Raw genomic sequence first — 16,948 nt, forward strand, 5'->3', positions numbered from 1 at the left:
ATGATTCCGTTATGCGGTCCCGGGTTGTCACCCCGCAAATCCCTAGGGTTGTCACCCCGTTATGTACCCCGCGGTTATCATCCCGCGCTACAAACACACGGCACCTAGCGGAGCCGATTGTAGCGAATGGTTCCGTTATGCGGAGTTGGACCTATTCACCAGGACGCCCACCAATCATCAACAACTCCGAAGTAGCGGAACGGTTTCAGATGGTAATTGCGGGCCTTCGGCTCTTTGGGTATACGATTGATAAAGCCCAATAGATATTCCCAAATCTATACGATTGTCAAAGTCTAATAGTATTGCAATGCCCGGAGAGGCGCCGACCGCAATACCATCTGAAACCGAAAGCTACTTTAAAACCAACACCTACTTCACCCTATCAATCACCAATACCCAATCATTCCCCTCCTGCTCCTCCCCTGGAGGATCAAACACCACTACGCCCTTATTCGCATACTCACCAATTTCACTAATACGCCCATTCCGAGGATCATACCATGACGCCTTCACACGACTCCCCGCAATGCGTCCCATCTTCACAGAAATCTTGCTACCAGTATATGTATACATAAACGCATAATCCTTCCCGCGCGTAGCTGCAAGACGCTTATATCCAGTACCATTATCCGCCACTAAAGATTGATCAGGCACCCGATCAGCATAACTCCGTGAATAGATTAATTGCTTCAGATAGATCATCTGCCCTGCACCAGGCGCTTTAATAGCATCCTCCCAAAACTCCCGCACACCATACACACCAGCACCATCACCATGCTTATGCATCTGCATAACGGCATTATGCCCATAAGTATACCCGCAAGCGCCTGCAAATACAGACCAATAAGCATATCGCCTCACATCACCATCCTTCCAGAAAGGCTCCTTCGGATCATGCAGGCCCTGCGGAATTCCCTCATAAGAAGGCTCACCATCTATGACTGGTTTAACAGGCTTTCTATTGTAATCGACATTAACATACTTCCAGTTATCTTCTCCATACTTTTTATCACCGGCAGCAGTATCCTGATCATAACGGCGGTGCCCGGACTGGAACATGTTAAACGCCAGCCAGGAGGCGTTATGAAACCAGTCGGACGACTGCGTACGTCCGCGTGGGTGAAAAGTTACAAGATGTCCCGGATCTTCCCGGTGCAGTGTATTGCCAATCGCCATCCAGACATTCATCGAATCACTTCCCTTGATATCACCACCATTCATCCAGATAACGTTCGGATAATCTTTATATCGCTTCGCCAGAAAAGACGCATAAGCAGTTGCCTCTTTTTCTGTTACAAGACCCGCTTTAACCGGACTCCCCCACACCGGCACCAATGCCATATACAGCCCTTTCTCAGCTGCTTTGGCAATCACGAAATCTATATGATCCCAGTAGTCGTATTGTGTAGTATCGGTAAACTGAGCGTCCGGAGTAGTCAGCGGATGACTCACATTCTTTGCAACCAGTGCGGAGTCGCCGTAAATATTTGCGGAGGTAACACCAGGCAACACCATCACCTGGATCACATTGAAACCTTTCTGCTGACGATCAGTAAGGTATTGTTCCGTTTCTTCCCGTGTCAGCCGGGTAAATAATAACCAGCCGGTATCTCCCAGCCAGAAGAATGGTTTTCCGTCAGTCGTTTCAAAATATCTTCCGTTGGCCGACACACGCAGTGGTAACATCTTTTTCTGCTGAGCATCCGCACAGGCTATCAGACAAACAAACAGGCAAAAGGTCGCAATACAGATCTTGTTCAGCATAGTAGGTCTTTATTTGCGTACCAGCCATAATACCAGGGCGCCTTGCTGTGGCGTTGGTAAAGCATGACCAGTACCAGCTTTAATATTTTTCTTGTTTGACAACGTTTGTCCGCTGGCCGCATCTATCCATACAGCATTAAAAGTACCGGAAGCTCCTGCTACATCAACAGCAGCTGCACCTGGTGTATAGATGATATAATCACCATGATCGTTGGTGAGGGCGAAGAACCCCGGCATGTCTGCCGGATGCATATCAGCAGCGGCAGACAGGAAACCGGGTACAGCTATGGATGGAATACTGGCAAGAGAACCTCCTGCCATGAATACAGCCCAGCCGTTCTTATCGTAACCGTCAGCAGAATAGATCACCGCTTTACCGGGATACTTATCACGGTATTCACGCACGGCACGATATATTTCTTTTTCATCACTCCGTTTAGGTTTCAGCAGGCGTGCATGCTGACGAGGCGCAAGGTTTTGTCCTCCCTGCGGCGCATAAGTAGTACCGCCTGTCTGGTAATGCCAGTAACGGATATCTATCAGATCAATCAAGGGAGCACGTACAGGATCCTGCAAGATGGCATCCTGCACATCTTTCGTCGTACTCAATCCAATCACAGGATGTTGTTGCTTTTCCTTTTCCCAGGCGCTAATCACATCTACCCAGAAATCCACAAAATGCAATGGCCCTGTGAATTCCGCGCCAATCAGCTGGATCACGTTATGGTTGTTACTGAAGTTGTCCAGGCATTGGCGTATGTAAGCACGATGGAATTGCTTTCTGACAGTATGCGTCGTATCATAGAACTGCTCTGCCATGAAGATTCGCTTACCACCGGCATAAGGCGGTGGCTCAGGAAAGCCGGTTGCATTAACGTTGTTCGCAGGCCTCCATGGGAAATCAGCATAGTGCGCCCCTGCTTCGATTATATTATGTTGGAAATATTGCTGATGGATCAGCACCTGCCCTTTACGGTCAGCGAGATTTGCAAACTGCTGCAGGCGGTACCAGTACCAGCGGTTATATTTTGTAAGATCATATTTGCTCAGGCCATCCCATGCAGTGCCTTGTCCGCTACGGGCAAAAGGCTGCTCATAAAAAGGAGGCCATACATCGCCATCAAGACGTAACACACGTTCATGATCATCGCGACGCCTTTCATACCATAAGCCATAGTTGTGATCAATGGCCACGATATGTTTACGTTCCATCCAGGCAGATACGGAATCCAGGTCATCTGTTAAACCAGTACCTGTTCTTCCCGGTACATAACGTGTGATATGCGGCGTTGCTTCCTGTACACCATCCGGGCGTATGTTGCCACGCCACCAGGACACGTCTCTTCTATCGCCGGTCATGACAGCACCGTTATTCACCAGCCACCCATTCACTATTTTCATTCCTGTTACTGCGGATGCCTGTAGCGGCTGTATCGCTCCCTGTATCTTCACACCTGCAGCATCTACAGGAATGGGCTCACGTTGTGCCGCCTGCCTGATCCATTCATACAAAGTAACGGAGGGCTGCATAGCCTGACGGGATAATTCGGCAGCTACGGCTGCCGTCGGACTGCTGGAAGCATCTCCCAGTTCCGGCAACAGATAAGCGCGTGCTGAAGCCTGCTCTCCCAACCTTGCGGCTAGCTGTGCATAATACAGGCTGCGTGGCTGAATATATTCATTGGAACTATACCATTCCCCATCTCCGGTAAACTGCGCCCAGGCACCGAAAGCCCAGTTAGTAGCACCCGGAGGTCGTGGACAATCAATTCTTGCTGCAGCACATTGCCACAAGACACTGTTTGCGGCCGACCATCCTGCACCTTGCCCATCCTGTCCGCGGTTGGGAAATCCTAATGCCTGACCATTAACAATTACGTTATCCAGCAACAGACCGGATGCCCAGCTATCAATAGCCCCACTGAAACTGTAAGGCATATCAGACATACATTGTACAAAGGCATTGGGACCTGCAGCACAGAAGCCAGCTGCAAAATCATGATACCCGTATTGGGCATAGTTGCGCTGGAATAGGGTCTGCTGACCGGAAGTAAAAAAGGTATACCGGCGTTGTCCGCCTATCTCAGATACGGGCGACAAGGAAATACAATCTTCTACCGTTATCCTGCGGGCGGTTTCCAGTACTGATACTGCCGAACCGGCAAAATGTTCGAATGTGAGCCGTCTTACCCAGGCATCTGCGGTATTTTCTATTGCGATGGCTGTCCAGCAATGTTGCTCATCCTTCGGATTGTTAGCCTCAAATACTGAACGGCAATGCAGGTTTTCCACACCTACCTGTGATATACGTCCCGGCCATTTATATACAGCAATCGTAGCGCCGCCATAAGCAGTGTCCAATGCAGTAGTCAATGGCACATCGAGCGTGACTGTATTACCCTCTACTTTGGTGACTTTTCTGTACCAATGGATATCCCGATCGCCCGGCTTCCATCCAAGAGCAGTGATCCCACCGCCAAAATGGGTGGTGCCTAACTGCTGTATCCAGGCCTGCGTACAGGGTCTTGTGATCTCCACTTCATCTCCTGCTTTCAATGCTATACCTGAAGGTACATGCACTACGCTACTGTTCACCGGTACATAAGCATCTGTCAGCTTCGCAGCAGGTGATAACTGTTTATCGTTACGACCACTTACATGCATCAATATATCACGGCTATAACCGGTAGCCAGTAATACGGTACTATCTCCACTACCTCTCAGCACTACACCTGAACTATGCATGCGTAAACTACCACTTACAGGATATGTTCCTTTATCCAGCAGCACCGCTCCGCGTATGCCATCTTTATCTGCCGGTAAAGTAGCTACATAATCCAGCGCTGCCTGTATCCTGGCAGTAGCATCCTCCTTCATAGCAGGCACCCTGACCCTTACGGGGGCCAGGGGCAATGCTTTATCTCCAGCCATATACCCACACGAGGAGAAATCGGGGACACGGTTGCCCCGTTCATCCTGCTGGTATATCAATTGCCCTTTCTCCCATGAAACGGGGGGCAAAGGTGCTTTCGGTTTCTTTACCTGTGCAGTTCCTATTACCGGCAGGCAGCAGGTCATCCATGCTATTAATAATCTCCTATTCATTCCTGCGCTTCTTCCATTCGGCTTCCGCCTTTTTCATGTCAATACCTGATGCTGATAAATAGTTGTTGATACGGCCTTTATACTTACCGAACCATGCATGCTTCTGTTCTGATGAACCGGCATCCATTGCTTTCTCACGTGCTTCTTCCAGCCAGATCATAATCTGTTTCTGCTGCTCTTTGGTAAGCTGTGGCAACATCTGCAGGTACGCATTGTAGGTAATTGGCAGAATGCCGTAAGTCATACCGTCTTTTACTTTTGTTACCTGCTCTGTGGTCAGCACAGATGATAATTTTGACAGGTAACGCTCGTGCAGCTGATGTACCTGTGTCGTATCTTTTTTCTCTTCAGTATCATGCAGGTCTACATACTGCTGTGCAATGATGTCCTGCACCTGCATTGACTTACCTGCATCATTGATATCCAGTGAAGAAACGATCTTTGCAGCACGTTCAGTCACAATCATCTGGTAACTCTTCTTTTCTCCCTTGATATCATTCAGGAAGTCCTCAATGTTAGTATAACCGTCGCCATTCGCATCCAGCACTGCATCCTTCGCATCTTTAGGATTCATTTTATGGCGTGTTTCCCATTCATCAGGAATACCATCTCCGTCAGTATCTTTATAAGGCGTTCCCTTATACTCAGGATATCCACCTACCTGTGCGATATCATAGATGATACCTTGTTTGTAGGAATCCTCAGGTAAACGGCGTTTAATATACTCGCTACCGATCTTTGAACCGGTGTTCTCTTTGTATTGGATCTTACCGGTTCTCACCTGCTCTATCACCCTTGTATCTACAGCGTCTCTTTTAGGCAAGGTAGCACCTGCATTATCCAGTACGTATTCGTATGCATCCTTTGCAGACATGATCATCATACGTGGCATCGGCAGTGGTTTTTCCACACGCATATCTGCCTGGTATTCGCCGGCATTATCCATATCTTCTATCTGTACACCACCATCCCAGTTATTTTTAGTGATATTGGGATATCCCTCCATGATATTGCCGCTTACATAAGCACGGCCGAATTCCCTGTATTTCAGTTTGCTACGACCAGACTCGGGTTTCAGAATCCTGTGACCAACAGGATCATCTTTTGGCGTAATAGGACCCGGTTTAAAATAGTTGTTGACGATATTGAACTGTGAACGATAGTCGCCACCATCTACGGTACGGTGTTTCCAGTTGAAAACTACGTTATTCACAAAATTGAATACGCTGAACCAGCCGATAGATGGGTTACGACCTGCGTTACAAGCCCAGAGGTTACGCATGAAGGAACAATTCTCTCCTCCCAATGTGCTACCAAAAGCGTGATTGTACGTATCCAATGCTTCGGCAGAAATCGTATTCTGGATGGTGATATTTACTGTAGGTAATTTTTCCTCCGGATACCCTGCACCCGGGTTATACATATGACGATAGAGGGAGATATTTTCATCCAGTCCCCAGCTGGTAGAGCAGTGGTCGATGATGATATTACCGATCGGGTTACCACCCAGGGCATCATCCCTGCGGCCCACAGTAGTTTCACCACGGCGGAAGCGCATATAACGGATCACGACGTCATGTGTATTGATCCAGAAAGATTCACCCGCTACACAAACGCCATCACCAGGTGCTGTCTGACCGGCGATAGTGATGTAGGGCGCCATCAGAATGATAGGCGTCTTCAGTTTAATGATACCAGCCACATTAAAGACAATGGTACGGGCGCCACCTGCTTCACAGGCTTCACGCAGCGTACCGGGACCGCTGTCGGCCAGGCTGGTCACCACAAAGACCTTTCCTCCCCTTCCACCAAAGGTGTAGGCGCCACCACCTTCCGCACCAGGGAAGGCCGGGATCGTAGCCTGTGGCAGATCAGTGGGACGGGATGCAAATGGTACATAAGGTTTCCCCTGACGGGCTTCCTGTTTTACAATAGGCAACGCTTTCTCCCATGCCTCATCAGCATGTTTCTTAGCTGCTTCCAGCATTGAATCACTCACTTCCTGTACCGCTTTCGGAATGGTCGGATACTGAGCAAAAGCGCCGTGCGCCGCACCAATGGCGGCAATAAGCATAGTTCCGGCGAGATAATGTTTCATACAAATAAGATAGTTTAATGGTCTTTAACCTGTAACAGAGAGTTGATGATATGATGTTATTTTACTCAAGCGGATTAAAACTCCCACTGTTCCACCCTACCGTTTGCACAAGGCTTGGATTCCTTGTGATATTCGTAGTCGGAATAGCATAAAAATAATAGTTTGACGGATAGTTGATCGGCTTCTGCGTATCCAGCACATCTACAGTTGCTGTAAAATACGTCGTATAATCCGGTCCGTTCAGATCCAGTTTATCACGCAGCATGATACCTGTTGCATCTGTTTTTTCCAGGTCGGCTACGGTATACGGCGCCTTCACCGCGATCTTCAGGATGGAACGTTTTTTACCATTCAGCTGATCGAACAGTTTGTTGCGACGCAGATCATCATAACGCTTACCTTCAAAAGCCAGTTCTATACGACGCTCGTTGATGATAGCGGCAAACATTTCCTCTTTGGACATGGAAGGCTTCAGGCCATAAAGGCTTCCTTCGCCGGCATGGATACCTGCCCTTTTACGGATAGCGATCAGCATATCATAAGCCTCCTGCGTACGACCAGTAGCATTGGCACACTCTGCCAGGTTCAGCATCACTTCTGCAAAACGCATTTCTATCCAGTCTGTTTTACCCAGTTTGGTATTATCCTTAATCGTCGAAGTATTGATATTCTTGCGGCAATAGAAACCGGTCACACTGGGCTTGTTCTTATCTTCCGTCACCCCGGTATATGTCCATTGCTTACGGCCGGTCTTATTACTCAGTGGCCATATGCAGCCGTTATAAGCGATAGTAGCGTCGAAGCGGGGATCCCTGTTCTTCCAGTAATATACCGGATCATATCCTGAACCGGCATCGGTAATCGGCAGACCATCCACAGTAGGAAAAGCATTCACCAGCTCCAGTGTTGGTTGATAGGCACCCCCTCCTCCGTTGGATTCGGAGTAAGGACGAGCAGCATCTTCGAATGTACTTGCTTTGTTGGCCCCGTCGAAAGAACGCAACATGATCACTTCCTTATTACCTGTTCCTTCATCCAGCCAGATATTGGCAAAACTCGAGAACAAACCATATCCATCTATCAGCAAAGTATCATATGCCGCTTTATTGGCTTTATAAGCCCTTTCCCAGCGTTCCGGATCATTATTAGGGTTGAACTGCGGACTAGCCCAAAACAGCAGCATACGGCCTTTAATACCCAATGCAGCCCCTCTTGTGATCCTTCCTCTATCCGAACTACCCCAGGTAGCTGGTAAGGAAGTAGCCATATCAAAATCCCTGGCAATGGAATCCACACATTCTGAGGTCTTGTTCCTCTTTACGTACAGGTTCTCTGTGATCCAGTCCTGCGGATGACTGATATAAGGCACACCACCATACAGTTTGACAAGCTGAAAATATATCCATCCCCTCAGGAAATATGCCTGCGCCTTGATCTTTGTCTTTACATCCACCGGCAACGCTCCTGTTTCTATCTCTTCCAGCAGGATGTTTATCTTACGGATATATGCCCAGGCATTATTGGTGGCATTGCCACCAAAGAAATCGGAAATATTATCCACAGATAATGTACCATACCAGATCTTCGCGTCTCCGCCGTTATAGTCGTCAGACAGGTCATGGATAGCAGTAGGCAGCGTACCAGCGCCCGTCAGATTGGGCCAGGTTGGCATAGATATATCATAGAGCCTGTTCAGGTAGAGCGTGGCGGTGGACTCATTATCCCAGGTACGCTCGTCAATACCTGTCAGGTCTGTTTTATCAAGGATGTCAGAACAGGCGCTCAGACAGGCAGTCAATAATATATAGCTGAATATTTTTCGCATGGCTTAATAATTTACAGGCTCACATTCAATCCGAAAGTATAGGTACGCAGGGCAGGATAATCTACTGCCAGGTTAGTAGCCGGATCTTTGTAAGGCTGATGGTTAATAATAGACCAGAGGTTGGTACCGGTCACAAATACCCTTAACTCAGGCACTCTCCAGCGGGCAGATAGCTCCTGCGGAATACCGTAAGACAACATCATGTTATTCACACGCATAGTGGTAGCGTTGCGCACCCAGAAGTCAGATACTTCTTTGATCAGCGGTGAATTGATCAACGGGTATTTCGCATTTGGATTTTCCGGCGACCAGGAATCTTTCCAGATAGCGAGGGCACGCAGGTTCTCCGTAGCCGGCGTTCTGGCTGACTTATCGTAAGCCAGAGAGCCACCTACCTGCAGACCGATGTTCACACTGAACTTAAGCGTCTTCCAGGAAGCGCCCAGGTTGAAGCCCACACCAAACAGGCTGCTACCTCTTGGTGCAATACGTGTTTTGTCGTTCTCATCTATCCTGCCATCCTTGTTGACATCTTCGAAGTTCATATAACCAGGTATCAGCTTTTCACCGTCAATAGTCCAGTTAGGATTCTTCGCCAGGAAAGCATCTACTTCCGCCTGTGTGCGCATGATACCGGTCGACTTGTATCCTTCCAGACCATTGTCTGTTCTGCGGCCTATCGGATTTCTCCAGGCAGTATCGCCGGCGCCATAATATTTGCGTATCACTTTGTTATCACTGATACCGAAGTTGATGGAGACATTATATTTGAAATCCTTGCCCGCATTACCATTATAGTTCAACATCGCCTCTATACCATATGATTTCAGACGACCATAGTTCTGATCGGAGATTCCTCCACCGAAACTGGTAGGCACCGTACTGGTAGGCTGTTGCAGCATGTCGTAGTTGTAACGGTGATACAGGTCGATCGCAAAATCAAAACGGCGACCGAAAAAGCTACCATCAAATCCCAGGTTCTTATACAATGCTTTTTCCCAGGTAATAGAGGAGTTGGGGATGTTGTTATTGTTTAAACCACTGGTCATAGTATTGCCAAACAGCATACCGGTGGTCTGGGTATAACGTTCCTTGTATTGATAATTCTGTACAGCGTCATTACCGGTAAGACCTACCTGGAAGCGGATCTTCAGATCATTGATAAACTTCACATTATCGATAAAGAATTTCTCCTGTGATATTTTCCAACCTACTGCCACAGAAGGGAAGTAACCCCAGCGGGAATTCTTGGGGAAGTTCTGTGAAGCATCTGCACGAAATGTAGCTTCCAGGAGGTACCTGTCCATAAAGCCATAGTTCAGGCGGCTGATATAACTCATTCTGCCGGTTTCACCGGAAGAACCGGAGTTGTCATAAAAGTTCTTATCCATGCTGAAAGCGAACAACTCATCGATGCCGGGTATCACCACCTGTTCACGACGGGTATCAAACGCATCTGTGAATGATTCTCCCTGTTCTGCTACCAGTATTACGTTGATATCGTGCTTACCGAAGGTCCGCGCATAGTTGATGGCTTCATTCAACTGGTAGTTGTTGGAACCACCGTAAGATTCGGTCATCAGGTTACCATTCTTGATCAGCGTAGTTGGATTAGTGGATGTAAGCTGATTGGTAAAAATGACGTTTTGCGTGCCCTGGTGCGTACCTTCTCTTACAAAGTTGTACAGGGAGTATGGCAGGTAAAATTCTTTGCCAAAAGTATTCCGCGCATTACGGGCATATTGTACACGGAAGGAGAGTCCTTCGATGGCTGGCAGTTTATAATCCAGGCTGGCGTTGATCGTCTGTCCCTGTGAGCGGGTGCGACTGTAGCTACCTGTTCTTACCAGCTCTCCGGGATGCCATCCAGGTGTGGAAGAGTAAACTGGTCTGCCGTCAATATACATCGGCACCCATCCTGGTGTCAGTAAGAGCGCACTCACCGTACCATTCATCTGGTCAGCCTGTTCGGTCAGTCCGGATTGTACGGTTTTAGGCGTGGGCCTGTTTATCTTAGAGTTGTCTGTCGCAAAGGAGATACTGGCCGTCAGGTTGTCGATGATCTTCGCATTCACGCCCATACGCAAACCGTATTTAGTGATATTCAGATCACCTACGTTGCCATCTTCTGAATAGTAGTTAGCGCCGGCAAAGAAAGTCACACGCTCACTACCGCCACTCACGTTCAGTGTATGACGACTGAGGTGTGAACTTTTCCAGACATTATCTATCCAGTTATTGTTATGTGTTTTCAGATAGGCCAGTTCATCAGCAGTATAGTACCTGGCGGGGTTTGCGTCGCCCAGCGCCGTATACTTATTATTTAACTGCACTGCATGATCGTAGGAAGACAGCATTTCAGGGATGTAGGTCGCCGAAGAAATACCGTGCGATCCTGCATAACTGATACGGGGCTTGCCCGGACGGCCCATTTTGGTTTTTATCAACACAACACCGTTAGCACCTCTTGCACCATAAATAGAAGCCGCGGCATCTTTCAGGAAGGTGATACTCTCAATCTGGGTAGCATCCAGGTTATCAAAATCCTGTTTAGTCATCTGGAATCCATCTATAACATACAGCGGATCGGTAGAAGAACCGGTAGCTGCCCAGGTCACAGGATTACGGATGGTGAGGGATGTGCTGGATCCCGGACGGCCGGAGGACTGAGACACTGATACACCCGGTACTTTGTTCTGCAGGGCAGTAGCCAGATTGGCAACAGGCAGATCCTCGATATCAGCAGCATTGACTGCTGCCACGGCGCCCAGTACGTTAGCCCGTTTCTGACCACCATAACCGATGATCACCGTCTCGTTCAGGGCCTTTACGTCCCTGTTCAGGAATACATCGATACTTTGTTGTCTGTTCACAGGAATCTCCTGTGTCACATATCCAATCAGGGATACAACAATAGTGGAATTCTCATGTACTTTCAGGGTATACGAACCGTCGGGCAAAGTAGTGGTGCCTTTGTTGCCCACTTTTACACGTACGGTAACACCGGGTAGGCCGGTACCTTCTTCTGTCCCTAATACTTTCCCCTTCAGGATAATTTCTTTTGCCTGTGCAACGGTGGCAGGAGTCGCATTAGATTTGTTAACAGCGAGCTGCTGCGCGACAGCCGTCATTTGAAACAATAATGCACCAGGCAATAACAGTTTTCTGTGGAATAAAAAATTTTTCATCAGCTGGTTTTTTTGCTGAATACAGCATGCTGAAAACGCGGTGGTAACCGAATGCTGCTTTTAATAGTGGAATTCTTTAAAAAATAGGCGTCCTTAATTCAGAAACGGCATCTAAAATAAACGCTGGCAAAAAAATTTCTGAGCAATCAGATGGTGGAATACATACTTTCTCATACCAAAGGAATTTTAAACTTTCTTCATATCTTTCTACGAAGCATCGTGACAATGTTTGCATGCCAAAACCCGAGCTACAGCCCCCTTTTCACAACCATGGAATCTTATTTGCTATTTGTCAACAGTGTCTGTGTGACACTAATTTTTGACAAGCTACAGAATTATTTAATTCTCGTTCTTTTTATTTACGCAATCGTTGCCGGAAATTATTTAGGTTTAAAATAATACATGATAAGGCGCATTCCCGATTGAAAGATATAGTCTGAAACCGCCTGTAGAACAGGCGCATACAGGATTTACTTCCTCACCATAGATAATAGTACAGCACAAAAAATGCAGGGGAAATTTTAAGAAGTGTTGAAACAATAGTGCTTTATGCACCAGATAAGGTTAATGAACCACCATTACATTGGTATAAAAATTATAATTCTTTGACGTAATTCTCATGATGTATGCTCCCGGCTCCAGTCCGCTCACATCCACTGTCAGCGTCTTATCATCCATTTGCAGGTCTTTTTCAAATACCAGCACGCCCATGAAACTTGTCATGGTCACTTTAGCTTTTTCATTCACAGTACCAGTGAAGTGAAGATGCATAATACCTGATGCAGGATTAGGATATACTTTCTCAAAATATCCTCCGAAGAGTGCTTCCACCTGTAGATCTTCTGCTGCCTGACTGGGATTGCCGGCTACATCATGGGCGGCATTGGCTGCCAGTTTCAGTGTGACCATACCATCGTACTGCGGAGTAACCAGAACGGTCATTACGTTGTTGCTAATACTGGTCAGATCAGAAATAGTAGCATTACTAACTGTCAGATAACCCGGGTCAAAATCAGCTATCGCCTCGCTAAAACTGATGTAGACGAGAAATGCATGCCTGAGCGGTGAAATCTCGATTGTATTGAGGGTAACAGCCGGCGGTTTTCTGTCTATGACTACCTTGCTGTTGTCTGTTGTGGCAGTGATAGTGGCGCCCGCATTTCCATTCAGATCTTTAAAGTCAATGGAAAACGGAACCGTTCCGTCAGGATCGGCCGCCGTCACTGTGTACCGGCCTACATATTCTTTTGCACCTACCATGCTAACAGTGACAGGCTTTCCCAGTACCGTGATTTCAGGCACATAGATATCATCATCTACTGTGAAATATACCGTGATGACATCGCCCGTAGTGGCATAAGCAGGATTCTGGTTGCCTGATAATATTGCCACGGACATAGCGCCGGGAATGGTAACATCTGTTACGATAGGAATAGCTGTACTCTGCGGACTTACATTCTTTGCATTATCAGTAGCGGTAGCCCTGATATTGTGCTTACCGTCGGCGAGCGAATTGGCTGTAAAAGCCGATGACCAGCTGCCTCCTGCATCAGTAGTGGCCGTGGTCAGTACATTGCCGTCTACATACACGGTGATCAACGTATTCGGTTCAGCTGTGCCGCTGATAAGCATATCAGTCGTATTGAAGATGGTGTTGCTGACAGGTATAGTGATGACAGGTGCAGGAGGCGCATTTCCGTCAATGACAATCGTACGCTGTCCGGCAATAGAGCCTACACTACCAGGCGCGGGCAAAACCAGTGAAGCAATAGAGCCACCACTACCACGAACAACAGCACCATTGAAGAGCAATGCATCTGTACCGGTGTAATCCAGGCTGGCAGTGGTATCTCCTGTATTTACAGTATAGGCAAAAGCGAGGGTATTAGAACTATCTCCGGAAATATATAAAGCGGTCCTGGTCACAGGATCTGTAGCCAGTGTCAGGGCTGGTGTTCCACCGCTTACCCTTATGACCTGATCGAAAGTAATATGGAAGATAATTGTGCTGCCAACGCCATAAATACCATTTGCGGCGGTGGTAGAAATAGTGGCAACAATAGGTGTCGTATCCTTGTCACGGGTACCAGTCCCTCCACTGTTCCTGCTGCTCACCTGCATGCCGGATGGCTGGAAACAAAGTTCACTGTCTGTAATACTGTTATTCTTTGCATGAATAAAAATAGAAGAGACCAGGCAATAAATAATGGTTAGAGCTACCGAGGGAAGTAAGCTCCTAATTGGTATAGTCATCAGGTTTTCCGGATAGTTAAATTTCTATTCAAAGTAAGGAATTGTTTTCTGAAAAAAGAATAAAAATGTTATATATGTAATACAGTAAAGCGCCGTCTGATAACTCAGACGACGCTTTTACAAATTACCCGGCTGGGTATTAATCAGTTATCTTTTAGTCGTTTTAACAGGTCTTCTTTACTAACGGTAACCTGCTCTCCTGCGGGCTTTCCATTTCTATAAGTAATGACACTCAAATTTGTTGCGCCCTTTGGGAAAACCAGCGGCTGTCCGGTATAACGCGGGTACCAGTTATCAGGATCAGAATTATCAAATGTGTAATAGATATCCAGTCCTTTGATCTCGGTTGATAACTGTACTGACAATTCTCCGCCATTGCTTTGCTGCGGTTTTACAATAGCATTCCAGGCGCTGCGCGAATATTTGATATGAGCAGTATCCATACGCACGAATTCCATTTCCATCCTGTTAATGAAATCATCCCAGTTACGTTTTGATTTCGGGCTCCAGTACACTTCAGAGAGTGCCAGTGCCCTTGGCCAGGTCATGTATTGAATATGCCGGTAATTTGATACGGATTCTGTCCACAGGTTTCCCTGTCCACCGAGAATGTATTGCTCTTCCACTCCTTCCGGCACCGGGTCGTAGTTGTACGAATCAGTCAGACGGCACATGCCGTAGGTAGGTGGTTCTGCAGCAGGGTCACCCTGGTACAGGTCGAGATAACAAAAGGCCCAGGGACTCATCACCACATGATGGTTCTGCTTTGCTGCCTCAATACCACCTTTCATTCCTCTCCAGCTCATAACAGTTGCCTCTGGCGCTAATCCTCCTTCCAGGATCTCATCCCATCCTATCAGCTTTTTACCTTTGCTTTTCAGTATCTTTTCCATGCGTTTCACAAAATAGCTCTGCAGCTCATCTACATTCTTCAGATGCTCTTCCGACATTCTTTTCTGGCACTTCGGACATTTATCCCAAAAGCCTTTATAGGCTTCATCACCGCCCACATGCACATAGTTGAAGGGGAATAAGGTTGCTATTTCAGTGAAGACCTTGTCCAGCACCAGGTAAACAGAATCATTACCTATACATAATGCATTATCTTCTGCTTTGTAGAAATGACTACCCGGATTTACGCTATACTGCTGTTGGGTACAGGACAGGTTAGGATAAGAAGCGATCATAGCCAGGCTATGTGCAGGTACATCTATTTCTGGCAAGATGGTGATATAACGGGCCTGGGCATAGGCTATCACTTCCTTTATATCTTCCTGGGTATAGAAACCACCGTCAGTAGCAGCTTCTCCCGGCTGGGGCACTTCAAAATTACCCCATCTGCCGGTACGTGGTACACGCCATGCGCCGGTCTTTGTAAGTTCCGGCAGGCTTTTGATCTCTATACGCCAGCCATTGTCATCGCTCAGGTGCCAGTGGAAGATATTGTACTTGTATTTGGCCATTTCATCGATGTAGCGCTTTACCTCTTCCTTCGTATAGAAATGACGGCTTACGTCCAGCATCAGCCCTCTCCAGCCAAAACGGGGATAATCTGTAATAGTGGCACAGGGAATCGTCCAGTTACGGACAAGCTGTTTACTGCTCTCAATATCCGGTGGCAGCAGTTGCAATAAGGTTTGCAGACCATAAAAAACACCCGCCGGGCTCCCTGCTGTGAGAGTCACCTCTTTAGGTGTAACGGCAAGGGTATACCCTTCCGCTTTTTCTCCCTGCTTCAGGACAACGTTGATAGCCTTGGCACCGGGCTGCCTGGTTTGTTTTAAACGGAATCCCGTGGCGGTATTTACGCGGTCAGAAAACCATTGCAGGGTGCCGGCCAGCTGTTTATCCGTTGACGTGGTAGTAATGGCGACATTCTTGTCGACAATAAATTCACCCGGTTGCTCCTGTACGGACACCGGTTCTGGTATAACGTGAACCCTTTTCTGGGCAAAAGCCTGCAGGAACAGGCAGCATAACGCTAAGCATAATAATGCGGGATACTTCATGGAGAGTTGATTTGTGGGCTATAAGATAACAAATACCGGGCATTTCCGGGTGCAGGTTGTGAGCAGTGGGAATAAAATACAAATTCCGGGAAAAAAGCCTGATGGCAATTCTCCCGGAACGATTAAAAATACAGTTGCTGACTCACGAGGTTAACGAGGGAACATTGAGCCAATATGTAACTGTATTGCGGTCGTACAGTCTGCCTTTCGGAGGGGCTATTCAATGGATGAAGAAAAGTGGCAGGCCGGCACTAACGCTTAAAAAATGTTTACGAACAAGCTTCACATTTTGATGGTTACCCATCGGATGACCATCTCCATGGGCTATAATGTAGTCAGTTTCAGAATGTCCCGCCTCGACAGGCAGAACGGCTAGATATCCTCAATATACCATTAAAAAGAGCTGTTCAGACCTTCTCTGTCAGCGGACTCCAAACCTTTGCACAAGCAAAGGAGTGGACATCCGACTGATTGATCTTCTGCAGGCATACTTACTCCGTAAGTAGTTGAGGAAAACAGCATCCCGGAAGAATGCCTGCCCGCATTATTATGAAAAGGCAAAATATGTTACGCTATGACAGTTTAAACAAGACCTGAAAATCATTTTACAAACAAGGCTCTTTTAGAGATTTTTCATAAGAAAACTTCTTTTGTGGTATTAACAATTTTAAACGTAATGGCTTTTTATAGGGGATAATCTTACAAT

7 protein-coding genes are annotated in these 16,948 nt (G+C 47.1%); all 7 read right to left on the minus strand.

The window, feature by feature from the left end; all coding sequences use genetic code 11:
- Positions 1 to 369: 369 nt before the first annotated feature.
- The 7 genes from BLR32_RS22335 to BLR32_RS22365 all read right to left on the minus strand — a co-directional run bounded on the left by BLR32_RS22335 (position 370) and on the right by BLR32_RS22365 (position 16,242).
- Complete coding sequence (locus tag BLR32_RS22335; RefSeq protein WP_089835089.1) at positions 370 to 1,764, minus strand: glycoside hydrolase family 140 protein; 1,395 nt, start codon at positions 1,762 to 1,764, stop codon at positions 370 to 372.
- Between the two features lie 9 nt (positions 1,765 to 1,773).
- Positions 1,774 to 4,869, minus strand: coding sequence for a DUF6298 domain-containing protein (locus BLR32_RS22340; RefSeq protein WP_089835090.1), 3,096 nt, complete (start codon positions 4,867 to 4,869; stop codon positions 1,774 to 1,776).
- A complete protein-coding gene (locus BLR32_RS22345; RefSeq protein ID WP_089835091.1) occupies positions 4,862 to 6,967 on the minus strand; it encodes a DUF3826 domain-containing protein in 2,106 nt (701 codons plus the stop codon). The genes BLR32_RS22340 and BLR32_RS22345 overlap by 8 nt, the downstream gene beginning before the upstream one ends.
- Before the next feature lie 61 nt (positions 6,968 to 7,028).
- A complete protein-coding gene (locus tag BLR32_RS22350) occupies positions 7,029 to 8,792 on the minus strand; it encodes a RagB/SusD family nutrient uptake outer membrane protein (RefSeq protein ID WP_089835092.1) in 1,764 nt (587 codons plus the stop codon).
- Positions 8,793 to 8,803: 11 nt separating this feature from the next.
- On the minus strand, positions 8,804 to 11,980 hold the full coding sequence (locus BLR32_RS22355) for a SusC/RagA family TonB-linked outer membrane protein (protein ID WP_089835093.1): 3,177 nt from the start codon (positions 11,978 to 11,980) through the stop codon (positions 8,804 to 8,806).
- Positions 11,981 to 12,544: 564 nt separating this feature from the next.
- The gene (locus tag BLR32_RS34560) at positions 12,545 to 14,233 is read right to left on the minus strand and encodes an Ig-like domain-containing protein (RefSeq protein WP_089835094.1); all 1,689 of its coding nucleotides are present in this window, start codon (positions 14,231 to 14,233) and stop codon (positions 12,545 to 12,547) included.
- Positions 14,234 to 14,376: 143 nt separating this feature from the next.
- Complete coding sequence (locus tag BLR32_RS22365) at positions 14,377 to 16,242, minus strand: beta-N-acetylhexosaminidase (protein ID WP_089835095.1); 1,866 nt, start codon at positions 16,240 to 16,242, stop codon at positions 14,377 to 14,379.
- Positions 16,243 to 16,948: the final 706 nt, after the last annotated feature.

This window comes from Chitinophaga filiformis (assembly GCF_900102545.1).
GTDB lineage: Bacteria > Bacteroidota > Bacteroidia > Chitinophagales > Chitinophagaceae > Chitinophaga > Chitinophaga filiformis.

What these genes read in the sequence shown, in the direction of transcription:
- BLR32_RS22355 (WP_089835093.1), bottom strand. Translation starts at nt 11,980, where the DNA reads ATGAAAAATTTTTTATTCCACAGAAAACTGTTATTGCCTGGTGCATTA.
- BLR32_RS22365 (WP_089835095.1), bottom strand. Translation starts at nt 16,242, where the DNA reads ATGAAGTATCCCGCATTATTATGCTTAGCGTTATGCTGCCTGTTCCTG.
- BLR32_RS34560 (WP_089835094.1), bottom strand. Translation starts at nt 14,233, where the DNA reads ATGACTATACCAATTAGGAGCTTACTTCCCTCGGTAGCTCTAACCATT.
- BLR32_RS22345 (WP_089835091.1), bottom strand. Translation starts at nt 6,967, where the DNA reads ATGAAACATTATCTCGCCGGAACTATGCTTATTGCCGCCATTGGTGCG.
- BLR32_RS22340 (WP_089835090.1), bottom strand. Translation starts at nt 4,869, where the DNA reads ATGAATAGGAGATTATTAATAGCATGGATGACCTGCTGCCTGCCGGTA.
- BLR32_RS22350 (WP_089835092.1), bottom strand. Translation starts at nt 8,792, where the DNA reads ATGCGAAAAATATTCAGCTATATATTATTGACTGCCTGTCTGAGCGCC.
- BLR32_RS22335 (WP_089835089.1), bottom strand. Translation starts at nt 1,764, where the DNA reads ATGCTGAACAAGATCTGTATTGCGACCTTTTGCCTGTTTGTTTGTCTG.